Origin of the sequence: Streptomyces sp. JJ36, from assembly GCF_021696945.1 — a bacterium.
Taxonomy (GTDB): domain Bacteria; phylum Actinomycetota; class Actinomycetes; order Streptomycetales; family Streptomycetaceae; genus Streptomyces.
In genome coordinates this window covers 1-23,480 of the sequence record NZ_JACYHE010000018.1, presented here as the reverse complement: position 1 = coordinate 23,480, position 23,480 = coordinate 1, and the positions used below count along the sequence as shown (strand labels likewise).

The following is a 23,480-nucleotide window of genomic DNA, read 5'->3' as shown; positions in this document are numbered from 1 at the left end:
AGGGCAGAAGTCTGTGCGACGTCACCTTACCCGGTCATTGTGGACTAGACCTTTCCCGGCTGTCCATGGGGTGGGCGGGATTTCCGCGGCACCCGTGTCCGCCGGAGCGCGCAGCCGTACACCGGCGCACCCGCCGCGCCCGTCGTACGCCCCGCGGGGCGCCGTCCCGCCCGGCGGTAGGCTCGGTGCCGTGCCCTCCATGAACGACCTCGTGCGCCAGCACACCGCCCTCGGGGACGCCGACCTCGAGTGGCTGCACCTGCTGGTGTCCGAGTGGCAACTCCTCTCCGACCTCTCCTTCGCCGACCTCGTGCTCTGGGTGCCCACCCAGGACGGCAGCCGCTATGTCTCGGTGGCGCAGATGCGGCCCAACACCGGGCCCACCTCCTACCAGGACGACATGGTCGGGCACCTGGTCCCGCGCGGCCGCCGCCCGCTGCTGGACGCCGCGCTGGACGAGGGCCGCATCGTGCGCGAGGGCGACCCGGAGTGGCGCGAGGAGGTGCCGGTGCGGGTGGAGTCCATCCCGGTGCGCCGGAACGGCCGGGTGCTGGGCGTCATCGCCCGCAACACCAACCTGCTGACGGTGCGGACCCCCAGCCGGCTGGAGCTGACCTATCTGCAGAGCGCCTCCGACCTGGCCCAGATGATCGCCGCCGGCGCCTTCCCGTTCCCCGGCCAGCAGGGGGAGATGGACGTCTCGCCGCGCGTCGGCGACGGCCTGATCCGGCTGGACGCCGACGGCGTGGTGCAGTACGCCAGCCCCAATGCGCTCTCCGCCTACCACCGGCTCGGCCTCGCCGCCGACCTGGTCGGCCTGCACCTCGGCGAGGCGACCACCGAACTCGCCCCGGCCCGCGGCCCGGTGGACGAGGCCATGGTCAAGCTGGCCAGCGGCTGGGCGCCGCGCGCCGCCGAGGTCGAGGGCAACGACTGCGTGGTGCAGCTCCGCGCGATCCCGCTGAAGCCCAAGGGGGTGCGGATCGGCTCCCTCGTGCTGCTGCGCGACATCACGGAGGTGCGGCACCGCGAGCGGGAGCTGCTCACCAAGGACGCCACCATCCGGGAGATCCACCACCGGGTGAAGAACAACCTCCAGACCGTCGCGGCGCTGCTGCGGCTGCAGGCCCGGCGGATGGACTCCGACCGTGGCCGGGAGGCGCTGAACGAGGCGGTCCGCAGGGTCGGTTCGATCGCCATCGTGCACGAGACGCTCTCCCAGAACCTGGACGAGCGGGTGGAGTTCGACGAGATCGCCGACCGGGTGCTGGCGATGGTCGCGGAGATCTCCCCCGGCCGGGTGACCGGCCGGCGTACGGGCCGCTTCGGCATCCTGACCGCCGAGGTCGCCACCCCGCTCTCCATGGTCCTCACCGAGCTGTTGCAGAACGCCCTGGAACACGGCTTCGGGCCGGAGCGGCAGGGCACGGTGGAGGTCGGCGCGGTGCGCGGCTCCGGCGCGGCGCAACAGGACGGCCGGCTGCTGGTCACCGTGCAGGACGACGGGCGGGGGCTGCCGGAGCACTTCGACGCGTCCAGCGCGGGGAACCTGGGGCTGCAGATCGTACGGACCCTGGTGGAGGGGGAGTTGGGCGGCACCTTCGCCATGGTGCCGGCGGCGGAGCGGGGGACCCGGGTGGTGCTGGACCTGCCGGTGGAGCCGGAGAAGTCCTGACCGGAGGCCGGTCGTGGCGGGCGCCGGGGCCCCGCACAAGCGCGAGGCCCCGGAGGTGACCGGAAGGTCACGCTCCGGGGCCCGGGCTCATGCGGGTGGTGCGGTGCGCATCTGGGCACTGCGCGCTGCGGTTCGGGATAGCAGCTGGTGGCAGCGGGGTGCGGGTCAGGCGGTTGCGGCGTTGTTCCGCGCCCGGTTGCGGGCGGCGCGGCGCTTCATCGCGCGGCGCTCGTCCTCGCTGAGGCCACCCCAGACACCGGAGTCCTGACCGGACTCCAGGGCCCACTGCAGGCACTGCTCCATCACGGGGCAGCGGCGGCAGACGGCCTTGGCTTCCTCGATCTGCAGCAGCGCAGGACCGGTGTTGCCGATGGGGAAGAACAGCTCGGGGTCTTCCTCGCGGCAAACGGCGCGGTGACGCCAGTCCATGGCTGCTACCTCTCCTCGTGTGAATGACTCGTTGCTTGTGAATGTGAACGCTTTCACGAATCCCTCCGCAAGAAAAGGGGTTCCGCGGGGATGTGATGCGGGTCCCACTGGGCTGAGGAGGAGGATTCGGGCTCTCAAGGGAAGCCCCGGCGGGGCCGTCCCGATCGCCATGAAGAGACTCGCAAACCTCGGCGGCGGATACAACCCCTTCCGGAAAGTTTTTTTTGATTCCTTGGTGTCGCCTGGCTCACAGCCGTACTTCCAGGGGGTGGAGGCCAGTCTAAACGTTCGAGTAAAAGGACTTTCGGCCCTTCCGCTTACACAATCACGCGCAGTGCACGCCGAACGCCTGTGAAGTGCACGCTGGAGCGCACTCCCAGGTGGTCACCGTCCATCTGGAAAGGGAGTGGAACCTGTGAATGCAAGGTGAAGTCCGTCTCGTCGTGCAGCGTGACCACATGCTTGCCGTGCGGTCCGCGCTCCGGCGAGGAGGTGAGGAGCTGGGTGGCGTACCGCCCCACCGCGGCGGAGGTCAGCCGCGAGAGACCCAGCAGGTCGAGGCCGGTGTCGAAGGACGCGCGGGGCGCCGCGTAGACCGGCCGGTTGCCGAGGTAGGTCCACGGGGCGGTGTTGCAGACTATGGAGAGCACCAGCTCCTCCACCGGCTCGTGCCCCGGACGCTCCAGGGTGATGGTGCCCCGCCGCCGGTGCGGCTCCCGCAGGAACTGGCGCACCACCTGCCGCACGTACAGGGGGTGGGTCGAACGCTTGCCCTGTTCACGGTGGTGTTCGACCCGGCCCACCACACCGGCGTCGAAGCCGTAGCCGGCGCAGAAGGTGAACCAGCGCGGCGGCACACCCGCGTCGTCCGTCCCCGGCACCCCCTCCGCGCGGCCGAGACCCACCACCCGCTCGCTGCCCCGGTGCAGCGCGTCCAGCAGGGCGCCCGTCGCCTCCACCGCGTTGTTGGGCAGGCCGAGGGCGCGCGCGAAGACGTTGGTCGAGCCGCCCGGCACCACGGCTATCCGTGGCAGCCGCTCCGGGTCCGGGCCCGCGTGCAGCAGCCCGTTCACCACCTCGTTCAGCGTGCCGTCCCCGCCCAGCACGATCACCAGCTCCGTCTCGCCGTCGTCGGCCGCCCGCCGCCCCAGCTCCCGGGCGTGTCCCCGGCGCTCCGTGGTGGCGACCTCCAGCTTCAGATCGCTGGCGAGGGCGTGCGTGAGCACGTCACGGGTCCGCGCGCTGGTGGTGGTGGCGGCCGGATTGACGACGAGGAGTGCGCGCATAGCGTGCAGCGTACATACGGTCCGGGGCGGGGCACAGTCCGGTCCGGGCTACCCTGCTGGGGTGCATGACGACGCCCGGAACCGCCCCCGCCCGGCCCGCCTCGGCGCCGCGGCCGTGCTGACCGCGCTCGAGGGCACGGTGATCGCCGCCTTCGGGCTCTACTCGCTGGTGCTGGTCTTCGCCGGTGATCCGGACGGGCTGGTGCAGGCGCTCACCATGGCGCTGACCGTGCTCGGACTGGCCGCGCTGCCGCTGGCCGCCGCCCGCGGTCTGTGGCTGCGGCGGCGCTGGAGCCGGGGGCCGGCGATGATCGTCCAGTTGCTGGGGCTGCCGGTCGGCTGGCAGATGGCGCAGAACGGCGGCGTGTGGACCGCGGGCGGGGTGGTGATCGGCCTCGTCGCCCTCACCGTCCTGGGCTGCCTGGTCAACCCCACCGCGACCGAGGCCCTGGGCATCGGTCCGCGGGACGCCTAGACCCCCCGGACCCCGGCACCCCGCCGCACCGGCGTCCCCGCCCGCCGGGGGAGGAGGACGCAGGTGGTGCTCACTCCTCCACGAGCAGCCGGTCGCGGAGCTGGGCGAGGGTGCGGGCCAGCAGCCGGGAGACGTGCATCTGCGAGATGCCCACCTCCTGAGCGATCTGGGACTGTGTCATGTTCCCGAAGAACCGGAGCAGCAGGATCTTCTTCTCCCGCGGAGGCAACTCCTCCAGCAGCGGCTTGAGCGACTCGCGGTACTCCACACCCTCCAGGGCGTCGTCCTCCGCGCCCAGGGTGTCGGCGACCGCGGGCGACTCGTCGTCGGTGTCCGGCACGTCCAGCGACAGGGTGCTGTAGGCGTTCGCGGACTCCAGGCCCTCCAGCACCTCCTCCTCGGAGATCGACAGACGCTGTGCCAGCTCGTGCACGGTGGGCGCTCTGCCGTGCTGCTGGGAGAGCTCGGCGGTGGCCGAGGTGAGGGAGATCCGCAGTTCCTGGAGCCGGCGCGGTACGCGCACCGCCCAGCCCTTGTCACGGAAGTGCCGCTTGATCTCGCCCACCACGGTGGGCGTGGCATAGGTGGAGAACTCCACCCCGCGGTCGGGGTCGAAGCGGTCCACGGACTTGATCAGCCCGATGGTGGCGACCTGGGTGAGGTCGTCCAGCGGCTCGCCGCGGTTCCGGAAGCGCCGGGCCAGGTGCTCGACGAGGGGCAGATGCATCCGGACCAGGTGGTCGCGGAGGGCGGCGCGCTCCGGGGCGTCGGGCGGGAGCGTACGCAGGCGCACGAAGAGGGCCCGTGCGCCGCTCCGGTCCTGCGGGTCCGGGTGCGGTGCGGGCCGCGACCCGCCGTGCCCGTTTCCGCCGCCCGGGGCGTGGCCCTGCTCGGTCTCGTGCCGCTGCTGCTCCATCGCGTCCGCCCGCTCCGCTCGCTGACTCCCGCCGTCGGCCGGGTGCGGCCGAGCCTGCTGCTCGGGAATGCCGGGGCCGGCGGTCTCCCAGCCGGCCGCCCACGCTTCTCGTGCCTCGTGCTCGGTCACGACGATTCCGGACCCGAACCGCGCTGCTTGCGCAGACTGATGCTGACCGTGCGGTCCTCGGAGACCGCGGAGGCCACCTCGCCGGCGAGGGCGGAGAGCACCGTCCAGGCGAAGGTGTCGCGCTCCGGCGCGCGGCCGTCCGTGGTGGGCGCCGAGACCGTGACCCGGAGCGACTCGCCGATCAGCTCGAAGACGCAGCTCAGCACGGAACCGGGCACGGCCTGCTGGAGCAGGATCGCGCAGGCCTCGTCGACGGCGATCCGCAGGTCCTCGATCTCGTCCAGGGTGAAGTCCAAGCGGGCCGCCAGCCCGGCGGTGGCCGTACGCAGCACGGACAGGTAGGCACCCGCAGCGGGCAGCCGGACCTCGACGAAGTCCTTGTCTCCGGGCTCGCCTGCGATCTGGGACACCCTCACCTCCAAGGTGGCGCAAGCCGGTTAGGCTCGGTGGCTGGTCGGTGCGCCGGCCCCGGAGCCGCCGGTCACCCGTGCCGGGTGGCCTGCGGAACCGTCGCTCGACGCGCTCGATGTTTCGACTGCGACGCTATCGCGATCCGTGTCCGGATGTCGCCTGCACGAATCTTGAGACGACGCTGCGCGACGCCGTCCCCCACACCCGGATCCTGTCACCCATAGTAAACACATAGCCACTGTCTGTGGCTAGGGGTCGGGGCGGTCAAATCCAGGATGATGACGCTGCGTTGGCGAAAACCTCACCGGATGTGGCCCGTGCTGCGTTTCCCGCCGTTTTCCCGCTGTTTTCCCGCAGTCTCCCGTCGCGCTCCACCACACAGGGTGAACGTTCCGCCACCAAGAGACGTTCCCGGAAAACACGGAGCGGAATCACCCGTGTCACGTTTCGTGTCCGCCTCTCTGGTCGCTCCCTGTCCGCCGGCCGGCTCAGGCCGTCACCACCGCGGTCACCCTGCTGCCCGCCGCGAAGGCGCCCTCCGCCGCCAGCACGGTCAGTCCGTGCAGCAGCTTCGCCACATAGACGCGGTCCAGCGGAGGCAGGCCGTGCCGGGCCGCGAAGTCCTCGGCGAACTCCGCCAGCTCCGGGGAGACCCGGGCGTATCCGCCGCCGTGGAAGCGCTCGTCCAGCGACCAGCGGCCCCGCTCCCGGCCGTACGCCTCCCGCTGGAGGCGGGCCACCTCCCGGCCCAGGAAGCCGCCGCGCAGCACGGGCACCCCGAGCGCTCGCGCCGGGGTACCCGCCAGCCCGGCGGCCAGGCCGGCCAGCGTGCCACCGGTGCCGCAGGCCACGGCCGCCACGTCGGTACGGCCCCGCAGCTCGCGGCCCAGCTCGGCGCAGCCGCGTACGGCCGCCGCGTTGCTGCCGCCCTCCGGCAGCGCCAGGAACGCGCCGAACCGCTCGTGCAGCCCGGCCACCCAGGCCGGCTCGTGCCGCCGCCGGTACTCCGCCCGGGAGACGAAGTGCAGCCGCATGCCGTCCGCGGCACACCCCGCCAGCGAGGGGTTCAGCGGCCGGTCCGCCAGCTCGTCGCCGCGCACCACGCCGACCGTGGCCAGTCCCAGCAGCCGCCCGGCGGCCGCCATGGCCCGCAGATGGTGGGACCAGGCGCCGCCGAAGGTGAGCAGCGTGCGGTGGCCGCCCTCCAGGGCCGCCCGGAGGTTGGGCGTCAGCTTGCGCCACTTGTTGCCGGGCAGCTCCGGGTGGATCAGGTCGTCTCGCTTCAGCAGCAGCCGTACGCCCCGTCGCGCGAACCGCTCGTCGGCCACCTCGGTCAGCGGCGAGGGCAGGCGCGGGGCGAGGGCGGGCAGCGGTGCGGTCACGCTCCGATTGTCCCGCGGGCCGCGCGCCCGGGGCGGGTCACCCCAGGCGCGCGGCTATCCGCTCCCGCATGCCGGCCGGCGAGAAGCCGCGCGGGTCGGACTTGAGGTCCGTCCACTCCTTGTGCCCGATGACGGAGGCGGCACCCCAGCCGTGGTGCCGGCAGAGGGCCGCCGCGGTCCGCTCGACCGCCTCCAGCTGGACCTTCGGCCACGGGTCCGAGCCGTCGCCCAGGTTCTCGCACTCCAGGCCGTAGAAGTGGGCGTTCCCGTCGGTGTCCTGCGCACCCGGCGAGGGGAGGTCGCGCTCGGCGATCACGGCGCGGAGCACGTCCCCGTCGCCCCGGCCGGCGTGGTTGGCACGCCCGTGCCCGACGAGGTGCACCCGGCCGTCCTTGGTGATCACCACGTGGCAGAGCGGGCCGGGCAGCCCGGCGCGGCCCTCGTAGCAGAGTTCCACCGTGCGCTCGGCGCCCTCGGTCACGGTGTGGTGAAGCATCACGCCGTGCACCGGGCCCCAGTCGCCCTTGTGGTTGCGGTTGTGCTCCCGCCAGTCGCGCACCTGCTCGACTCGCAGGTCCTCCTGCTCCAGCGCCGAGACCAGCGCGCTCGCGGTGATGGGTGTGGCCATGGTGTCGGTCCCCGAAGTCCCCGGTCGGTGGTCGGTGGTCGGTGGTCGGTGTCGGCACGGCCGGTGCGGGCGGCCGCTCCGTCCGGCCGCTCCGTACGCCCGCTCGTCGGGTGATGCCCGGTCCGCGCGCCCGCTATCGCTCCGGAACTGCGGGAACCACGGCGCCCGAACGCACCAGCAGCGCTCGCACCCGGGGCTCGCGCCGGTACGGGCGCACCAGCGTCGCCATCCGCGCACGGGCGTGCCGGGCGCGCCCCGACCGCACCAGCGAGCACTCCTCCAGGAAGACGCGCCAGGCGGCGCACGCCTCGTCCAGCCGGCCCGCGGAGAGCAGCACCTCCGCCAGCTCCGCATGGCTCAGCGCCCGGGCACGGCGCTCCGTCACCGGCCGCGCGCGGAGCGAGGAGCGCAGCTCCGTCACGGCGCCGGAGCGGTCCCCGAGCTGCGCCCGCACCAGGCCGGCCTGGTAGCGGAGGGCGGCGTCGGGATAGCCGCCGACCGGTTCCCCGCCCAGCGCGTCCGCCCGGGCCAGCTCCCGCTCGGCCCGGGCGAGCGCGTCCAGCGCCGCCCGCCGCCCGGCCACCGGGGCCTCCGCGACGGCCAGCCCCGCGTAGAGGAAGGCGCGGGCCGACGGCTCGGTGCCGGCGGGCGCGGCGGCGCAGGCCGCGCGGGCCAGCTCGGCGCTGTACCGCAGCCGGCCGAGCTGGTGCGCCTGGGAGCTGAGGGCCCGGCGGGCCAGCGCCACGCCCTCCGCGTCCCCCGCCTCCCGGGCGAGCCCGTCGGCGGTGAGGAAGGCGCGCCGGGCCAGCCCGTGCCGCTGCTCGTCCGCGTACACCCGGGCGAGCAGACAGCTCAGCCGGGCGGCCCCGACGAGGAGTTCCCGGTGCCGCCGCCCGGCGGGACCGGTGCGCAGCCGCCGGGTCAGCCCCGCGACGTACGCGGCCAGCGGCGCCCGTACGGGGCCGCCGCCGTGCCGGTCGGCCTGTTCGGTGAACCGCTGCAGATGCTCGCGGACGGAGGCGGCGTCCGCGGCGACGCCCGCGTGGTGCGGGGAGGGGGAGCCGGCGGCCGGGAGTGGGCCGGGGACGCTCGCGGCGAGCCGGGCCAGGGCCGCCAGGGGGGCGTCCGGTGCCGGGGCGCCGGGCGCGCCGTAGGGGCTCCGCGGCAGGGGGGTGCCCGCACGGCCCGCCGCTCCGAGGGCGGCCGTCCGCGGGCCGGGCCCGGCCGCCCGGGGCGCGGGTTCACACCCGCAGCGGGACCCGTGCGGGCGTCCGGGCGCCCGGCCGGGGTCCGCGTCCGGGGTCTGTGTCCCGGGGGTCGCGGTCCCAGGGCGGGCGGGCGCCGCGCCTGCCGTGCCCGCCGCCCGTGCCGCCCGGCCCGTGCGTGCCGTGCCGGCCGCGTCCGTGGTGCCGGTCGCCTCCGCGCCGGTCTCGTCCGCCCGGTGGGGCGGGTCTGCGGGGGCCGCCGTGCGCGGCCGCCGGCCCGCCGGGGACTCCGTGTCCGCTGTGCCGGGCGGGTCCGCCGCGCGGGGCGCGTCGGCCTCGGCTGCCGGGCAGGGCACGGGGCCGGGGCGGGCCCCGTGGGCCCGCCGGCCGGGCCCGCCCCGGCCCGCCATGCCCAGCGCGGAGACCGGGACCGGTCGGCCGAGGCGCCGGCTCAGCGCCTCGGCCATCAGCCGCTGCACGGCGGGCGCCGGCCGGCTGCCGCGCAGCCAGTGCGCCACCGAGGTGCGGTCGTAGCGCAGGGGTAAGCCCTCCTCGGCGCCGAGCAGGGCGAGGCGATGGGCGAACGCCGCCTGGGTCCAGCCGGACTCCGCCAGCAGCGCGCGCAGCGCGTCGTTGGGCGTGCGGGAGCGGTCAGTCGCGGGCATGGACACCCACCGTCCCCGGGACCCGTCGTGCCGCCGGGATCTGCCGCAGGGGATCGTTCACGGTTCCTCCTCTGGTTGCTCTCCGTACGCATCTCCGCGTCCGGATCGGTCGGTACCAGCCAACCCCAACCGCCCCCGAACAGGCACCATGTGCCCCTTCCCGAGATGCGTGCTGCGTTCGCACCCCGTGTGAACGGATGTTCCGTTACCCTGCGAAACAGGAGATGGACGACCGGAGGGCCGCGATGGAGCCCAATCGTCAACTGGACGCGATGCTCGATCAGTCGGGCATGTCCCGCGCCGGACTGGCAGCGAGAATCAACCGCCTCGGAGCCCGGGCGGGTATCACTCTGCGTTACGATCACACGAGTGTGGCCCGGTGGCTCAAGGGCCAGCGGCCGCGCGGCCGCGTGCCCGAGCTGATCTGCGAGATCCTCGGCGGACAGCTCCGGCGCACACTCACCCTGGACGACATCGGGATGGCGGCGCCGTCCGCCCAGCCGCCGCAACTCGGTGCGGACGACGGCAGCCTGACCCGCTTTCTGGAGCGCACCGCCGTGCTCTGGCGCTCCGACCAACTGCACACCGAGACCCCGGGGCCGCCGCTGCTGACCGGCGCGGCCGCCGTCGCGCCGGTGTGGGAGTGGGAGAACCCGCCGGACGACCTGGACGTGTCGCACACCGGCACGTCCCTGCGGGTCACCGGCCCCCAGGTGGCCGTCCTGCACGCCGCCCGCGGCCACTACGAGCACCTCTACCGCAACGCGGGCGGTGTGGCCACCCGCCCGCGCGTGGTCGGTTTCCTCACCGCCGAGGTCGCCCCGCTGATGCGCGGCACCTACGACGACCGCACCGGGCGGCTGCTCTGCCGGGCGGCCGGCTCGCTCGCCGCGGTGTGCGGGATCTGCGCGTACGACGCCGACGCCCAGGGGCTGGCCCAGCGCTATTTCCACCAGGCGCTGCGGCTCGGCAAGGCCTCCGGGGACCGGGCCTTCGGCGGCTATGTGGTCGGCCTGCTGGTGAACCAGGCGCTCTTCCTCGGCGACAACCGGCGCGCCATCGCCTGCGCGGAGGCGGTCCTGCGCACCGCCGACCCGGGCACCAGTCCGGCGCTCGCCACCGACCTGCACGCCATGCAGGCCAAGGCGTACGCCCGGCTGGGCGACCGGCGCGGCGCGCACCGCTGCATGCGGCTGGCCGAGGCGCACGCGGAGCGGATACGCCCCGAGGAGGAGCCCGCCGAGACCGGCTACGTCCAGCCCGGGCTGGTGGAGGTGCGGCTCGCCGAGGCGCTGCTGGTTCTCGGCGAACTCGACGCGGCGACCCGCTATGCCGAGGAGGCCGCGCGGGCACCCGCCCACGCACGAGGGCGCGTGAACCGGCTCGCCACGCTGACCGACGTCGAGTTGCGCCGCGGCAAGGCGGAGCGGGCGGCGGCGACGGCGGCCGAGATGGTCGGCCAGGCGCAGGGGATCGAGTCGCAGCGGCTGCGGGGCCGGATGCGCGGGGTACGCGACCACCTGGTGCGGCACCCCGGCACCTCCGCCGCCGAGGCGGCACGGCTGATCGAGGAGGCGCTGCGCGTTCCCCTGTGAGGGCGCGGCGTGCTGGGATGTGCGCCCAACCTCCGCCCGGGGAAGGGGGCACGCAGGTGCGATGGAAGAACCTGGGTGAGCATACGGTGTACGAGAACCCGTGGTTGCGGGTCAACCTCGCGGACGTGGAACTGCCCGACGGCCGCCATCTGGACCACTATCTGATCCGGCTGCGCCCGGTGGCGATGGCCACCGCGGTGAACGAGCGGAACGAGGTGCTGCTGCTCTGGCGGCACCGCTTCATCACCGACAGCTGGGGGTGGGAGCTGGCGGCCGGGGTCGTCGAGGACGGCGAGGACCTGGCCGCGGCCGCCGCCCGCGAGATGCTGGAGGAGACGGGCTGGCGTCCGGGGCCGCTGCGCCACCTGATGACCGTCGAGCCCGCCAACGGGCTGACCGACGCGCGGCACCACGTCTACTGGTCCGACGAGGCCGTCCACGAGGGGGATCCCGAGGACGACTTCGAGTCCGAGAAGCGGGAGTGGGTGCCGCTCAAGGAGACGCCGGACCTCATCGCGCGGGGTGAGGTGCCCGCGGCGAACATGGCGGCGGCGCTGCTGATGCTGCACCGGCTCCGCTTCGGCTGACCAGAGCTGACCAGGCTTCGGCTGACCAGACCGGCGGCGGGTGCCCGGACGGGCGTACGCGCCCTCCGGGCACCCACCGCCGCCGTCACCGTCGGCGGGCGGCGCACGCCCCGGCGTGACCGCCCGGCGCGGTGCCGGCCGGCGAGGCCCTCCGCCCGGCCGGTGCGCTCAGCGCAGCGAGCTCTCCCCGTGCTGCGCGACATGCTGCTCCACGGCGGCCAGCGCCCGCTGGACCTCCTCCGGGGAACCGGTGCCGCGCTGCTGCGCGTAGTAGGCCGAGCCCAGCTTGCGGAGCAGGTCGTGGCCCGCGCGCTGCGCCTGGACCTCGCCCACCTTCTCCCGGCCCTGGTTCAGCGCCGTCTGTGCCTGCTCACGGGCCCGGTCGAGGAACCCTGCCATGGTCTGCCTCCTGTGCTGGTGCGGCTGTGCTCGTTCGCTGCTCGTGAAGGGGATGGATCGACGGACTCGACGGACTCGGCGGATGCGACGGGTGCCCGGCCCGCCGTGGCGGACGTGTGAACCCGGCGGGTACCCGTCAGGTCCTCGTGCAGCCTCCTCCGAGGGCCCGTCCTCCTCCGCGCGGTGCCCTCATCCCGCCAACGTATGCCGTGAACGCCCGGTTCCCGCCGTTCCGGCACGCCCGCCCGATCGGTCCCCTCCCGCGCCCGGCCTTCTCCGGCAGGCGGGGCAGGCGCGGACCCGCGGGGGACCGTCCGCCGGTACGCCCCTTACCGTGGTGCGCATGAGCACCTCGCCCGACCCCGCCGCGCCCGCGCCCGCCCCGGCCGCCGCCCCCGCGCGGACGGGCCTGCGCCGGGCGGGCGGCGCCGCGGCACGCTGGGTGCGCGGACCGGGCGGCCACGGCCCGTCGGCCGGGCCCGGGCGCGCCACCGCCGTCGCCCTGGTCTGCGGCAGCGCCTTCTCACTGCAGTTCGGCTCGGCGGTCGCCGCGCTGCTCTTCCCGCGGGCGGGCGCGCTCGGCGTCGTCGCGCTCCGGCTCCTCTTCTCCGCGCTGTTGCTGCTCGCCGTGTGCCGGCCCGGGCTGCGCGGTCACTCCCGTACGGACTGGACCGCCGTGATCGGCCTCGGCGTCGCGCTGGGCACCATGAACACGCTCTTCTACCAGGCCATCGACCGCATCCCGCTGGGCCCTGCGGTCACCCTGGAGCTGCTGGGGCCGCTGACGCTCTCCGTGGTCGGGTCCCGGCGGCTGCTCAGCCTGCTGTGGGCGGGGCTCGCCCTGACCGGGGTCTACCTGCTGGGCAGCAGCGGCTTCGGGGAGCTGGACCCGGTCGGCGCCGGGTTCGCGCTGGCCGCCGGCGCGACCTGGGTGGGCTACATCGTCTTCAACGCCCGCACCGGCGCCCGCTTCCGGGGCGCCGACGGGCTGGCCCTGGCCATGGGGATCGGGGCGTTGCTGAGCGTCCCGCTGGGGGTGGCGAGCGCCGGTACGGCGCTGCTCGACCCGGTGACGCTGGGGCTGGGCGCCGCGGTGGCCGTGCTCTCCTCGGGCATCCCCTACACCCTGGAGCTGTTCGCGCTGCGCGGGCTGCCGCAGGCCACCTTCGCCGTGCTGATGAGCCTGATGCCGGTGGCCGCCACCATCGCCGGCTTCCTGGTGCTCGGGCAGAGCCTCGGCCCGGCGGAGCTGGTGGCGATCGCCCTGGTGGTGGCCGCGAGCGCGGGCGCCGTACGGACCGCGCACACCCGCCGCGGCCGGAGCGCATAGGCTTGCCGGTGTGAACGAACGCCCGACCGTCCACTGGACCGAGGGGACCGGGGAGCGGTCCGCCCGCTGGCGTTCCGAGAGCGGCGCACGGCCACCCCGCCGGATCGTCGTCGCCGACGACCGCACCACCGCCGACGCCGCCTACAAGCTGGCCTGCGAGGGCACCGCGCTGCTCTGGCGCGGCGACTTCCACGGGGCGCGGCAGATGCTCGCCGCCCTCACCCGGCGGGTCGACCGCAAGGCCCGCACCGCCCGCCGCCCGGGCGCGGCACGCGGGCGGGCCCGGGCCACCGCCCCGGCGACCGGACCGGCCGCGGCGCCGTCCGGCGGGCCTCCGGCCGCGGAGTCCTGCGGCGGGCCTTCGGCCGCCGCGGCGTTCCACCGCCACCGCGCCCGGCAGGCGCAGCGCGCCCGCATCCTCGGCATGCTGCTGGTGCCGCTGGAGGGCGACCACACGGTCCCGCTGCGCCGTGCCCCCGACGTCGTCGCGGCCTGCGAGGAGGCGTACGGGCCGCCGGACGGCGAGCCCGCGCTGGTCTCCCTGCGGGAACTGCTCGGGCTGATCGGCGCTCACGAGTGGCACCGTACGGGTGTGCCGGTGCCGGCGTTGGGCGGGGACCGCGTGCACCCCTGCTACGGGGTCTTCTCCCCGGCGCGCGGCGAGTATGTGGACCTGGTGGCCGAGGCGCCGCTGCCGCCGGGCGGGACGGAGTCCGCCTTCGACGTCGGCACCGGCACCGGCGTGCTGGCGGCGGTGCTGGCGCGGCGCGGGGTGCGCCACGTGACCGGCACCGACCAGGACCCGCGGGCCCTGGAGTGCGCCCGGGAGAACCTGCGGCGGCTCGGCGTGACCGGCGCCGTGCGGGTGGTACGGGCCGATCTCTTCCCGGAGGGGCGGGCGCCGCTGGTGGTCTGCAACCCGCCCTGGCTTCCGGCCCGTCCGTCCTCCTCCGTCGAGCAGGCGGTCTACGACCCGGGGAGCCGGATGCTGCGCGGCTTCCTCGCCGGCCTGCCGGCGCATCTGGAGCCGGGCGGCGAGGGATGGCTGGTGCTGTCGGACCTGGCGGAGCATCTGGGGCTGCGTGGCCGGGAGGAGCTGCTCGGCTGGATCGACGAGGCGGGGCTGCGGGTGCTCGGCCGGATCACCACGCGGCCGCGGCACCCGCGGGCGTCGGACCCGGACGACCCGCTGCACGCCGCCCGTGCCGCGGAGGTCACCTCGCTCTGGCGGCTGGCCGCCGCCTGACGGTGGGCCCGGAGGCCTGGCGGTGCAGCAGGGCGGTCTCCCGCGCGGCCGGCGCCGCCCGCCGGACCCGCCCCGCCTGCCCGGCCGGCCCCGCGTCGTGGCCGCACGCCGCGGCCGCCCCGCCCCCTTCCGGGGGCGGGGCGGCCGGGCGTCGGTGCGCCGATGCGGCGGCGCGTGCGGGGCCCCGGCGTCAGCGGACGACGCGGAACTCCGGCTTGAGCGCGCTGCTCAGGCCGTTCGCCCAGAGCTGGTCCACCCGGGCGCTCTCCTCCCAGTTCGGGTAGGCGTTGGTGCAGGAGGTGCCCGGGCCGCCGCCGGACATCAGTTCGCTGCACGGGCCGGAGTAGTGGTCCGGCAGGCCGAGCACGTGGCCGGTCTCGTGGGCGACGACGCGCAGCGAGTAGTACTGCTGGTTCTGCGCGTAGTCCAGGAAGATGTAGCCGTGGCCGTGGCCGTCGGTGTAGGCGTAGCTGCCCCGGGAGTCGTTGCCCTCGTAGTAGTCGAAGTCGGCGCTGCCGGAGGTCTCGGCCAGCGTGACGTTGTCGACCGAGGAGTTCCAGATCTGTGTGCTCTGCGCGATCTCGCTCTGGAACGACGGCGCGCCCGAGTCGTTGTAGGTGACCGTGACGGCCTGTATGCCCGGCTTGGCGGCCTGCTTCTTCTCCGCCTTCTTCATGAGCATGTCAAAGAAGGCCTTGCTGTCGGCGCGCTCGGTCGCGCTGCCGCCCGTGTACGCCGCCGTGACGGCGCCCTTCGGTGCCTTCGGCGCCTCCGGCGCGGGGGCGGCCGTCACGGATGCGGGGGTCGCGGCCAGGGCGGCCGCCGCCATCCCGAGGCCGAGCGCGGTGGAGAGCGCGGTCCTGAAGCGTCTCATGGGGGGTTCCCTCCTCGTCGTCCGCAGGGCGCGCGTGGCGTACGTGTGGGGCGTGTGGGGACGCCGTACGCGACCGGCGGAGGAACGTGCGGTCCCGCTGAGTGTGCGTCAGGACGACCGGGCCGCGGAATGATGCCGACCGGGGATAGCCCGGTCCTATCGGGGCTCTCCGCCACGTGCTCCCGGAAGCGGTTTCAGGGCTCTGGTGCGGCCCACCGGCACGCCGCTATGGTTCCGCCGTGGAGCTCGAGGTGAGACATCTCCGTGCGCTGTGCGCGATCGCCGACGCCGGCAGCGTGCACAAGGCGGCCCGTCGGCTGGGCGTCTCCCAGCCGTCACTCACCACCCAACTCGGCCGCATCGAGCGGGCGGTGGGCGGCAGGCTCTTCACCCGGGAGCGTACGGGCAGCAGGCCGACCCCGCTCGGCCGGTCGGTGCTGAGCCGTGCGCGGCCCATCGTCGCGGAGATGACCGCCCTGATGACCGAGGCGCGTGAGGCGCTCGGCGCCGGCTCCGGCGCCCGGCTGCGGATCGGCAGCACCCACAACCGCGCCGTGCCGGGCTGGTTGCGCCGGCTGCGCGCCCGGCTGCCGGAGACGGACACCACCATCCGGATCGACGTCTCCCCGAGCTCCCTGCTCGGCATGGTCGCCGACGGGCAGCTCGACGTCGCGTTCGTGCACGAGGTGACGGGGTGTCCGCTGGACGTTCCCGAGGGCCTGCGCCAACGGGTGCTGGTGGCCCGGGAGCCGCAGTTCGTCGCGCTCCCGGCGACCCACCCGGCGGCCGCCCGTGAGGTGGTGCCGGTCGCCGAGCTGGCCGGGGAGCAGTGGATGGTGGACCCCAGCGTGGACGGCGAGTGGGCCGGACTGCGCCGGGTGTTCGCGGCCGCTGGGCTCGACCCCCGGATCGTGCACGGCGACTACCTCACCGGTGTCGACCTGGTGGCCGCGGGGGAGTGCGTGGCCCCCTGCCAGCCCACCTCCCGGGCCCGCCCGGGGATGGTCGTACGACCGCTGCGCGGCGACCCCCTGACGGTGCGGCTCTTCGTCGTCACCCGAGCGATGCCCACCGCGGCCGCCGACCTGGACGCCGTCTACGCCGACCTGGAGGAGGCCTACCGTGAGGTGGCCTGGTCCAGCCCGGCCTACCGTCAGTGGCTGCTGCGCACCGGCAGTCCCCTCCTCCGCCACCACCGGGCGGCCTGACGGCCCGCCGTCTCCCTGCGGCCGCAGGCCGGTCCGGGCGCACCGCCGTCCCGCCGGCCCGGCGGGAGGACGTTCACAGGACGACCGTACGGGGCGTGGCGGTGACCGGCGCCGGGCACGGCGGAGCGTCGCCGCCGCCCTCGCGGTACTCCCGGGGGGAGACACCGTGGATCCGCTTGAAGGCCGCGCTCAGTGCGAAGGCGCTGCCGTACCCCACCTGCCGCGCCACGGACGCCACCGTGGCGCCGGGTTCGTGCAGCAGGTCGGCGGCGCGTGCCATCCGCCAGGCGGTGAGATACGCCATCGGCGGCTCTCCCGTCAGTGCGGTGAAGCGGCGCGCCAGCCCCGCCCGCGAGGTACCGACCCGTGCGGCGAGGGAGGCCACGGTCCAGGGGTGTGCGGGGTGCTCGTGCAGCAGTCGCAGGGCGGGGCCGACGAGGGGATCGCTCTGCGCGCCGTACCAGGCCGGCGCGCCCGCTCCGGGCGTGGCCAGCCAGGCGCGGACCACGTCGATCAGCAGCAGGTCCAGCAGCCGGTCCAGGACCAGGCCCTGCGCCGGTTCCTCCCTGCCGATCTCCTCGGCCAGCATGGTCACCAGGGCGTCGTGCCCGCTCGCCGGCCGGACCAGCAGCGCCGGCATGGTGGCGAGGAGCCGCCGGCCCACGGCGCTGGGCGTCCGGTAGGTGCCGCTGAGCAGCACCGCTGCGTCCGGGCCCGAGGCGTCGCCCCAGGTCCGCACGCCCAGCGCCCGGGTCTCCGTCACGTCCTCGCCTCCGGCGGTGCTGCACCGCTGGTCCGGGCCGACGGTGATCTGCACCGGGGTGCCGGGCCGGTCCGCGAGCGTGTACGGGTCCGGGCCCCGCACCACCGCCACGTCCCCCGGGTGCAACAGCACCGGAGTGCCGTGGTCCGGCAGCATCCAGGCCGTACCCCGGGCCGGGGTGACGACGGACACCGGCGCGCGGTCCTCGATCCGCAGCGACCACGGTGGTGCGAGGACGGACGTGAGCAGGAACGCGCCGCGCGCCCGTGGCCCTTCCAGCAGTCCCGTCAGAGTGTCCATCGCCGGGAGCCTAGACGCCGGCCCGGGTCCTCGTGCCCGCGGTGTCCTGCGTCGTCCCGCGCGCTCACCGCGGAGGGTCCCAGACACCACGGGCGGCGGCCTCCCGTGCGTAGTCGGCGAAGTCCCGCGGCGCGCGGCCGAGGACCTGCCGCACACCGTCCACCGGATGGGCGTTGCGGCCGTCCAGCACCGTTCCGAAGAGGCCGGCCAACTCCACCGGGAGGCCCTCCTTCTCCAGAACGGCGCGGTACTCCGCGACGGACACCGGCAGGTAGCGGATCTCCCGCCCGGTGACCGCCGACAGCTCCGCGGCGACGTCCGCAAAGCCGAGCAGCCGGGGGCCGGAGAGTTCGTGGACCCGGCCGGCATGGCGGCCGTCGGTGAGCGCGGCGACGGCGACGTCGGCGATGTCACCGGCGTCGACGAAGGGCTCCACGGCGTCGCCGGCCGGCAGGACCAGTTCGCCGGCGCGTACCGGACCGACGAGGAAGCTCTCGTCGAAGTTCTGGTGGAACCAGCTCGCCCGGACGACGGTCCAGTCGGCGCCGGACTCCTGGAGCGCCCGCTCGGCGGCCCGGGCGCCCTCCTCGCCGCGGCCGGAGAGCAGCACCAGCCGCAGCGCGCCCCGCTCGACGGCGACGCGGGAGAACGCGCCCACGGCCTCGGCGGCGCCCGGCAGGGCCAGGTCAGGGTGGTAGGTGAGATAGACGGCGCCGACCCCCTCCAGGGCGGGCCCCCAGGTGGCGGGCTCCTCCCAGACGAAGGGCGGCGTGCCCGAGCGGGAGCCGACGCGGACGGGCAGCCCGCGGGAGGCCAGGCGGGCGGCCACCCGGCGCCCGGTCTTGCCGGTGCCTCCGACGATCAGGGTCGTCGACATCCCGGTGGTGTGCGGTGAAGTACTCATGTGTTCAGCACATCGCGGAAGCGCGCGCCGGACCATGGCCGGCACGCTCGACTCCATACGCCGGCGTCCACGAACGCCCGGCGCGCCCGCCGTGCGGCGTCGTGGAGTGCGGGCGTCCGGAACCCGGGCCGCTCAGCGCAGCGACAGCAGCCCCCCGGCGCAGAGCCCGGCCGTGCTCAGCAGCAGGCTCACGGCCAGCACCCGGCGGCGCAGCAGGTCGTAGCGGTCCTGGTACTCCCGGCGGAGCTCCCGCGCCCGCCGGGCCGTGCGGACCACGAACTCCCGGGAGTCCGCCAGCCGCTGCTCGGCGTAGACCCGCCGCACCTCCTCCCGCTGCCCGGCGGTCAGCACCCCGAGCCGGTCGGCCAGGGCGGCGGCCTCCGTAAGGGCCCGCTCCACCTCGCCCTGCCACAGCAAATGGCCCTCCAGCCGGGCGATGCCCTCGCGGACCGCCTCGTCCGGTACCCGCGTGCGGTCGCCTACGGGCCGCGCCGTCCCCATCAGGTGCCCGCCCCGGGCCCGGAGGGCTCGGACCGCCCCGGCGTGTCGGGCTCCACGACGTCGCGCCGGCCCTCCGTCTCCCGCCAGTCCAGGGCGGCCGCATAGGGGTGGTGCAGGTCGAAGGCCGGGGACTCGGAACGGATCCGCGGCAGGGTGAGGAAGTTGTGCCGCGGCGGCGGGCACGAGGTGGCCCACTCCAGCGACCGGCCGTAGCCCCAGGGGTCGTCGGTGTCCACGGACCGCCCGCGGGTGGTGGTCACCCAGACGTTGTAGAGGAACGGCAGCAGGGACAGGCCGAGGAGGAAGGAGCCGATGGTGGAGACGGTGTTGAGGGCGGTGAAGCCGTCCGCGGCGAGGTAGTCGGCGTACCGGCGGGGCATGCCCTCGGCGCCCAGCCAGTGCTGCACCAGGAAGGTGGTGTGGAAGCCGACGAAGAGGGTCCAGAAGGTGACCTTGCCCAGCCGCTCGTCGAGCATCTTCCCGGTGAACTTCGGCCACCAGAAGTGGAAGCCGGCGAACATCGCGAAGACCACGGTGCCGAAGACCACGTAGTGGAAGTGGGCCACCACGAAGTACGAGTCGGAGACGTGGAAGTCCAGCGGCGGCGAGGCCAGCAGCACGCCCGTGAGGCCGCCGAAGAGGAAGGTGACCAGGAACCCGGTGGTCCAGAGCATCGGGGTCTCGAAGGAGAGCGAGCCCCTCCACATGGTCCCGATCCAGTTGAAGAACTTCACGCCCGTCGGCACCGCGATGAGGAAGGACATGAAGGCGAAGAACGGCAGCAGCACCGCGCCGGTCACGAACATGTGATGGGCCCAGACGGTGACGGAGAGCCCGGCGATGGTGATGGTGGCGGCGATCAGCCCGATGTAGCCGAACATCGGCTTGCGGCTGAAGACCGGGACGACCTCCGAGACGATGCCGAAGAACGGCAGCGCGATGATGTACACCTCGGGGTGGCCGAAGAACCAGAACAGGTGCTGCCAGAGGAGCGCGCCCCCGTTCGAGGCGTCGAAGACCTCGGCACCGAACCTCCGGTCAGCCTCCAGGACCAGCAGCGCCCCCGCCAGCACCGGGAAGGCCAGCAGCACCAGCACGCCGGTGAGCAGCACGTTCCAGGTGAAGATGGGCATCCGGAACATCGTCATGCCCGGGGCGCGCATGCAGACGATGGTGGTGATGAAGTTGACCGAGCCGAGGATGGTGCCGAAGCCGGAGAAGGCCAGGCCCATGATCCACAGGTCGGCGCCGATGCCCGGCGAGTGCACCTCGGAGTTCAGCGGCGCATAGGCGAACCAGCCGAAGTCCGCCGCGCCCTGCGGTGTGAGGAAGCCGGCCATCGCGATCAGCGAGCCGAAGAGGTAGAGCCAGTAGGCGAGCATGTTCAGCCGCGGGAACGCCACGTCGGGCGCGCCGATCTGCAGCGGCATGATCCAGTTCGCGAAGCCGGCGAACAGCGGGGTGGCGAACATCAGCAGCATCGCCGCGCCGTGCATGGTGAACGCCTGGTTGTACTGCTCGTTCGAGACGATCTGGATGCCCGGGCGGGCGAGTTCGGCGCGCATCACCAGCGCCATCACCCCGGCGGCCACGAAGAAGCCGAACGAGGTGATCAGGTAGAGGGAGCCGATCGTCTTGTGGTCGGTGGTGGTGGCCCACTTGACCACGACGTTGCCGGGCTCCCTGCGGTGCACCGGCAACTGGTCCTCGTACGCGTCCTCCGCCAGGGAGGGGCCGTGGGGATCGGCGGCGCTGCTCACTCGGTTCTCCTCTGCGCTGCGGCCGCGGGGTGCCCGGGGACCGGGCTGCACCGGCGACGGCGTGCCCGGTTCGGGCGAGACGTTACCGATGTCCCGGTCGACTGCAACCCGGCTCGCGCACGTCCCCGCAGGTCACACAGTCATACAGGCCGACGAACGACCGCACCCGGCCCGTACGGCCGCCGCGGGGGCGGGTACGGACCGGGTGCCGGAGAGGGGCCCGGCGGGTCGTCGCGCGGGCCGTGGGGCTGAGGCCGGTGGGCTCAGCCCTTCTTGGTCTCCCAGAAGATCTTGTCGATCTGGGCGATGTAGTCCAGCGCCTTCTGGCCGGTGGCGGGGTCGGTGGACCCCTTGGCCGTGCTCAGCGCCTTGAGCGTGTCGTTCACGAGCTGGTGCAGCTCCGGGTACTTCTCGAAGTGCGGCGGCTTGAAGTAGTCGCTCCAGAGGACCGACACGTGGTGCTTGGCCAGCTCGGCGCGCTCCTCCTTGATGGTGGTGGCGCGCGACCGGTAGTGCGGGTCCTCGTTGGCCTGGTACTTCTCCTGGATGGCCTTGACCGACTCGGCCTCGATCCGGGCCTGGGCCGGGTCGTAGACGCCGCACGGCAGGTCGCAGTGGGCGCTGACCTGCACCTTCGGGGCGAACAGGCGGGAAAGCATGTAGCTGTCCTTCCTCGTGATCGTCTTCTCACGTGCGAGATTACTCCGTGGGGGAAGTCTTTTCGCGTGTGCCCCGGGATGCTTAGGTCAAAAGTCCGGTGCGAGTGTGGTGCCGGTGGAGGATCGGACGGACGGCCGGAGGCGGTGCGGATGCCCGAGGGGGCGCGGGAACGGGAGCGGCACGGCGGGGGCCCGCAGGGCAGGATCGGGATCGCCGAGGTGTACAACCCCTCGATGCTCCCCACGCTGCGCCCCGGTGACCGGCTCCTGGTGCACTACGGCGGCACGGTGCGGCCGGGTGACGTCGTGGTGCTGCGCCACCCCTTCCAGCACGACCTGCTGATCGTGAAGCGTGCGGTGCGACGCCGGCGCGGGGGCTGGTGGGTGCAGGGGGACAACCCCCGGGTGCGGAACGACAGCCGGGAGTTCGGCACGGTGCCGGACGAGCTGGTGGTGGCGCGTGCCTGGCTGCGGCTGCGGTCGCCGCGCGGGGTTCAGCCCTCGGCGCGCTCCCTGCTCGGCTGGGCGTTCTCCGCGGTGCGGCCGCTGGTGTCGTTCTCCAGGCGTTTGCGGGCCCGGTAGGCGGCGACGTTGGCACGGGTGGCGCAGCGGTCCGAGCAGTAGCGGCGCGAGCGGTTGGTCGAGGTGTCGAGGTAGGCGTTGCGGCAGGGGTCGGCCTGGCAGATCCCGAGCCGGTCCATGCCGAGGTCGGTGAGGTGGAAGGCCAGCCCCATGGAGGCGATGGCGGCGTAGCTGGCCGTGGCGTTGGCGGGCTGGTCGGCCAGGTGCATGTGCCAGCGCGGCCGGCCGTGCTCGTCGAGGTCGCCGTGCCCGGAGATCTGCGGGCTGGTCGGGAACTCCATGAGCAGGGAGTTGAGCAGGTCGACGGCCCGGACCTCGTCCCCCTCGGCGGCCGCGGTGAAGACCGCCCGGAGGCGGGTGCGGACGCCGCGGAGCCGGGACACGTCGGCGTCGGTCGCCCGGCGCGCCGCGTGCCTGCTGGGCCCGAAGAGGTCCCGTACGGCCTCCACCGAGGTGAGGGAGTCGGTGCCGCGCTCCGGCTCCTCGGTGTTCACCAGGCGGACGGCGTAGTCCGAGTAAGTGCTGAGTTCCACTTGTGATCCTTACTGCGGGTGTTCTATCGTCGGTAACACCTGAACAAGCATCCAGGGTATTACCCGAGGAGGGCGCATGACGACGGGGACGACCGGCCGGACGGACTGGCAGGAGTGGCAGGAGAGCTGGGACCGCCAGCAGGAGTGGTACCTGCCCGACCGCGAGGAGCGGTTCCGGGTGATGCTCGACATGGTCGAGGCGCTGGTGGGCCCCGAGCCCCGGGTGCTGGACCTGGCGTGCGGAACGGGGAGCATCTCGGACCGGCTGCTGAAGCGCTTCCCCGAGGCCCGCAGCACCGGCGTCGACCTCGACCCTGCGCTGCTGACCATCGCCCGCGGGCACTTCGCCGGCGACGACCGGGTGGAGTTCGTGACGGCGGACCTCACCGACCCGGAGTGGGCGCGGCGCCTGCCGTACGACTCCTACGACGCGGTGCTGACCGCCACCGCGCTGCACTGGCTGCGCACCGACGCGCTGGCGGTGCTCTACCGGCAGCTCGGCGGCCTGGTGCGGGAGGGCGGCGTCCTCCTGAACGCCGATCACATGCCCGACGAGACCACCCCGCGCGTCAACGCCGCCGAACGCGCCTGGGACCGGGCGCGCCGGGAACGCGCCTGGGCGGCGGGCGAGCAGGACTGGGGCCAGTGGTGGGCGTCCGTCGCGGCGGACGGGGAGCTGGCCGAGGCGGCCGCCCAGCGGTTCGCCCTGCTGGGCGACCCGACGCGGGGCGACCACGCCGACGGCCAGGTGCAGTCCGCCGCGTGGCATGTGCGGACCCTGCGGGAGGCCGGGTTCGCCGAGGCCCGGCTGGTGTGGGCCTCGCCCGCGGACGGGCTGGTGCTGGGACTGCGCTGACGCGCGGCCCGGATCGCGGGGGTGTGCGGTGGTGCGGCACCACGTGCGGCGCGCCCCGGTCGCCCGGGCGTACCCGGCGGGCGCAGGTCGTGGCGCACGCGCCCGGCCCCGGGTACGGGGCGGGGCGCGCCCGGCGGGCAGGCCGCGCGCTCGCTTCCGTCCGTGCGCGGGGCCGTCGCCCG

General features: G+C 74.4%; 24 protein-coding genes. 9 read left to right on the top strand and 15 right to left on the bottom strand.

Features of this window, described 5'->3' with window-relative positions; translation table 11 throughout:
• Window positions 1-199: 199 nt before the first annotated feature.
• Window positions 200-1,675, top strand: a complete 1,476-nt coding sequence (locus HOY81_RS10125; RefSeq protein WP_237319984.1) for a PAS domain-containing sensor histidine kinase — start codon at window positions 200-202, stop codon at window positions 1,673-1,675.
• Between the two features lie 165 nt (window positions 1,676-1,840).
• Here the strand turns inward: HOY81_RS10125 and HOY81_RS10120 are convergent, their stop codons facing one another.
• Window positions 1,841-2,104, bottom strand: coding sequence for a WhiB family transcriptional regulator (locus HOY81_RS10120; RefSeq protein ID WP_237319937.1), 264 nt, complete (start codon window positions 2,102-2,104; stop codon window positions 1,841-1,843).
• Between the two features lie 317 nt (window positions 2,105-2,421).
• On the bottom strand, window positions 2,422-3,390 hold the full coding sequence (locus HOY81_RS10115; protein ID WP_237319936.1) for a diacylglycerol kinase family protein: 969 nt from the start codon (window positions 3,388-3,390) through the stop codon (window positions 2,422-2,424).
• 61 nt (window positions 3,391-3,451) lie between these two features.
• Here HOY81_RS10115 and HOY81_RS10110 point away from each other — a divergent pair, with 61 nt between their 5' ends.
• Window positions 3,452-3,865 (top strand): hypothetical protein, encoded by a 414-nt coding sequence (locus HOY81_RS10110; RefSeq protein ID WP_237319935.1) that lies wholly within the window; start codon window positions 3,452-3,454, stop codon window positions 3,863-3,865.
• 70 nt (window positions 3,866-3,935) lie between these two features.
• Here HOY81_RS10110 and HOY81_RS10105 read toward each other — a convergent pair whose 3' ends face one another.
• The 5 genes from HOY81_RS10105 to HOY81_RS10085 form a co-directional block, all read right to left on the bottom strand.
• On the bottom strand, window positions 3,936-4,910 hold the full coding sequence (locus HOY81_RS10105) for an RNA polymerase sigma factor SigF (protein WP_237319934.1): 975 nt from the start codon (window positions 4,908-4,910) through the stop codon (window positions 3,936-3,938).
• Complete coding sequence (locus HOY81_RS10100) at window positions 4,907-5,320, bottom strand: anti-sigma regulatory factor (RefSeq protein ID WP_237319933.1); 414 nt, start codon at window positions 5,318-5,320, stop codon at window positions 4,907-4,909. The genes HOY81_RS10105 and HOY81_RS10100 overlap by 4 nt, the downstream gene beginning before the upstream one ends.
• Window positions 5,321-5,809: 489 nt before the next feature.
• Window positions 5,810-6,703, bottom strand: coding sequence for a 1-aminocyclopropane-1-carboxylate deaminase/D-cysteine desulfhydrase (locus HOY81_RS10095; RefSeq protein WP_237319932.1), 894 nt, complete (start codon window positions 6,701-6,703; stop codon window positions 5,810-5,812).
• A 37-nt stretch (window positions 6,704-6,740) separates the two neighbouring features.
• Window positions 6,741-7,331 carry an N-acetylmuramoyl-L-alanine amidase gene (locus HOY81_RS10090; RefSeq protein WP_237319931.1) on the bottom strand — a complete coding sequence of 197 codons (591 nt, stop codon included), beginning with the start codon at window positions 7,329-7,331 and terminating at the stop codon, window positions 6,741-6,743.
• 133 nt (window positions 7,332-7,464) lie between these two features.
• A complete protein-coding gene (locus HOY81_RS10085; RefSeq protein WP_237319930.1) occupies window positions 7,465-9,201 on the bottom strand; it encodes a hypothetical protein in 1,737 nt (578 codons plus the stop codon).
• Window positions 9,202-9,446: 245 nt separating this feature from the next.
• On the opposite strand from HOY81_RS10085, the gene HOY81_RS10080 reads away from it, so the two are divergent.
• Together HOY81_RS10080 and HOY81_RS10075 are read left to right on the top strand one after the other, a co-directional pair.
• Entirely contained in the window at window positions 9,447-10,796 is a 1,350-nt protein-coding gene (locus HOY81_RS10080; protein ID WP_237319983.1) for a transcriptional regulator, read from the top strand.
• A gap of 56 nt (window positions 10,797-10,852) precedes the next feature.
• On the top strand, window positions 10,853-11,383 hold the full coding sequence (locus HOY81_RS10075; RefSeq protein WP_237319929.1) for an NUDIX hydrolase: 531 nt from the start codon (window positions 10,853-10,855) through the stop codon (window positions 11,381-11,383).
• 168 nt (window positions 11,384-11,551) lie between these two features.
• On the opposite strand, the gene HOY81_RS10070 is transcribed toward HOY81_RS10075, so the two are convergent.
• Window positions 11,552-11,782 carry a hypothetical protein gene (locus tag HOY81_RS10070; RefSeq protein WP_237319928.1) on the bottom strand — a complete coding sequence of 77 codons (231 nt, stop codon included), beginning with the start codon at window positions 11,780-11,782 and terminating at the stop codon, window positions 11,552-11,554.
• A 343-nt stretch (window positions 11,783-12,125) separates the two neighbouring features.
• On the opposite strand from HOY81_RS10070, the gene HOY81_RS10065 reads away from it, so the two are divergent.
• Window positions 12,126-13,112, top strand: a complete 987-nt coding sequence (locus HOY81_RS10065; protein ID WP_237319927.1) for a DMT family transporter — start codon at window positions 12,126-12,128, stop codon at window positions 13,110-13,112.
• A 10-nt stretch (window positions 13,113-13,122) separates the two neighbouring features.
• Window positions 13,123-14,358, top strand: a complete 1,236-nt coding sequence (locus HOY81_RS10060) for a class I SAM-dependent methyltransferase (RefSeq protein ID WP_237319926.1) — start codon at window positions 13,123-13,125, stop codon at window positions 14,356-14,358.
• Between the two features lie 190 nt (window positions 14,359-14,548).
• Here the strand turns inward: HOY81_RS10060 and snpA are convergent, their stop codons facing one another.
• Window positions 14,549-15,232: a snapalysin gene (snpA, locus tag HOY81_RS10055; RefSeq protein WP_237319925.1), complete on the bottom strand. Its 684-nt coding sequence runs from the start codon at window positions 15,230-15,232 to the stop codon at window positions 14,549-14,551.
• Window positions 15,233-15,483: 251 nt separating this feature from the next.
• Here snpA and HOY81_RS10050 point away from each other — a divergent pair, with 251 nt between their 5' ends.
• A complete protein-coding gene (locus tag HOY81_RS10050; RefSeq protein WP_237319982.1) occupies window positions 15,484-16,440 on the top strand; it encodes a LysR family transcriptional regulator in 957 nt (318 codons plus the stop codon).
• Window positions 16,441-16,513: 73 nt separating this feature from the next.
• Here the strand turns inward: HOY81_RS10050 and HOY81_RS10045 are convergent, their stop codons facing one another.
• The 5 genes from HOY81_RS10045 to sodN all read right to left on the bottom strand — a co-directional run bounded on the left by HOY81_RS10045 (window position 16,514) and on the right by sodN (window position 21,327).
• A complete protein-coding gene (locus HOY81_RS10045; RefSeq protein WP_237319924.1) occupies window positions 16,514-17,503 on the bottom strand; it encodes an AraC family transcriptional regulator in 990 nt (329 codons plus the stop codon).
• Between the two features lie 64 nt (window positions 17,504-17,567).
• Window positions 17,568-18,407: an NmrA family transcriptional regulator gene (locus HOY81_RS10040; protein WP_237319923.1), complete on the bottom strand. Its 840-nt coding sequence runs from the start codon at window positions 18,405-18,407 to the stop codon at window positions 17,568-17,570.
• Window positions 18,408-18,539: 132 nt separating this feature from the next.
• Entirely contained in the window at window positions 18,540-18,908 is a 369-nt protein-coding gene (locus HOY81_RS10035; RefSeq protein ID WP_237319922.1) for a hypothetical protein, read from the bottom strand.
• The gene (gene ctaD / locus HOY81_RS10030) at window positions 18,908-20,668 is read right to left on the bottom strand and encodes a cytochrome c oxidase subunit I (protein ID WP_237319921.1); all 1,761 of its coding nucleotides are present in this window, start codon (window positions 20,666-20,668) and stop codon (window positions 18,908-18,910) included. Before ctaD ends, HOY81_RS10035 begins: the two co-directional genes overlap by 1 nt.
• Before the next feature lie 263 nt (window positions 20,669-20,931).
• On the bottom strand, window positions 20,932-21,327 hold the full coding sequence (gene sodN / locus HOY81_RS10025) for a superoxide dismutase, Ni (protein WP_237319920.1): 396 nt from the start codon (window positions 21,325-21,327) through the stop codon (window positions 20,932-20,934).
• 150 nt (window positions 21,328-21,477) lie between these two features.
• Here sodN and sodX point away from each other — a divergent pair, with 150 nt between their 5' ends.
• Entirely contained in the window at window positions 21,478-21,909 is a 432-nt protein-coding gene (gene sodX / locus HOY81_RS10020; protein WP_237319919.1) for a nickel-type superoxide dismutase maturation protease, read from the top strand.
• Here sodX and HOY81_RS10015 read toward each other — a convergent pair.
• Window positions 21,822-22,442 carry an ABATE domain-containing protein gene (locus HOY81_RS10015; RefSeq protein ID WP_237319918.1) on the bottom strand — a complete coding sequence of 207 codons (621 nt, stop codon included), beginning with the start codon at window positions 22,440-22,442 and terminating at the stop codon, window positions 21,822-21,824. The two genes, sodX and HOY81_RS10015, sit on opposite strands and share 88 nt — an antisense overlap.
• A gap of 76 nt (window positions 22,443-22,518) precedes the next feature.
• On the opposite strand from HOY81_RS10015, the gene HOY81_RS10010 reads away from it, so the two are divergent.
• A complete protein-coding gene (locus tag HOY81_RS10010) occupies window positions 22,519-23,298 on the top strand; it encodes a trans-aconitate 2-methyltransferase (RefSeq protein ID WP_237319917.1) in 780 nt (259 codons plus the stop codon).
• The last annotated feature ends 182 nt before the right edge of the window (window positions 23,299-23,480 follow it).

Excerpts from the sequence above, each read along its gene's own strand:
- HOY81_RS10040 (WP_237319923.1), bottom strand. The coding sequence starts at position 18,407 with ATGAGTACTTCACCGCACACCACCGGGATGTCGACGACCCTGATCGTC.
- HOY81_RS10065 (WP_237319927.1), top strand. The coding sequence starts at position 12,126 with ATGAGCACCTCGCCCGACCCCGCCGCGCCCGCGCCCGCCCCGGCCGCC.
- sodN (WP_237319920.1), bottom strand. The coding sequence starts at position 21,327 with ATGCTTTCCCGCCTGTTCGCCCCGAAGGTGCAGGTCAGCGCCCACTGC.
- HOY81_RS10090 (WP_237319931.1), bottom strand. The coding sequence starts at position 7,331 with ATGGCCACACCCATCACCGCGAGCGCGCTGGTCTCGGCGCTGGAGCAG.
- HOY81_RS10125 (WP_237319984.1), top strand. The coding sequence starts at position 200 with ATGAACGACCTCGTGCGCCAGCACACCGCCCTCGGGGACGCCGACCTC.
- sodX (WP_237319919.1), top strand. The coding sequence starts at position 21,478 with ATGCCCGAGGGGGCGCGGGAACGGGAGCGGCACGGCGGGGGCCCGCAG.
- snpA (WP_237319925.1), bottom strand. The coding sequence starts at position 15,232 with ATGAGACGCTTCAGGACCGCGCTCTCCACCGCGCTCGGCCTCGGGATG.
- HOY81_RS10085 (WP_237319930.1), bottom strand. The coding sequence starts at position 9,201 with ATGCCCGCGACTGACCGCTCCCGCACGCCCAACGACGCGCTGCGCGCG.
- HOY81_RS10120 (WP_237319937.1), bottom strand. The coding sequence starts at position 2,104 with ATGGACTGGCGTCACCGCGCCGTTTGCCGCGAGGAAGACCCCGAGCTG.
- HOY81_RS10080 (WP_237319983.1), top strand. The coding sequence starts at position 9,447 with ATGGAGCCCAATCGTCAACTGGACGCGATGCTCGATCAGTCGGGCATG.
- HOY81_RS10115 (WP_237319936.1), bottom strand. The coding sequence starts at position 3,390 with ATGCGCGCACTCCTCGTCGTCAATCCGGCCGCCACCACCACCAGCGCG.
- HOY81_RS10070 (WP_237319928.1), bottom strand. The coding sequence starts at position 11,782 with ATGGCAGGGTTCCTCGACCGGGCCCGTGAGCAGGCACAGACGGCGCTG.
- HOY81_RS10045 (WP_237319924.1), bottom strand. The coding sequence starts at position 17,503 with ATGGACACTCTGACGGGACTGCTGGAAGGGCCACGGGCGCGCGGCGCG.
- HOY81_RS10035 (WP_237319922.1), bottom strand. The coding sequence starts at position 18,908 with ATGGGGACGGCGCGGCCCGTAGGCGACCGCACGCGGGTACCGGACGAG.
- HOY81_RS10010 (WP_237319917.1), top strand. The coding sequence starts at position 22,519 with ATGACGACGGGGACGACCGGCCGGACGGACTGGCAGGAGTGGCAGGAG.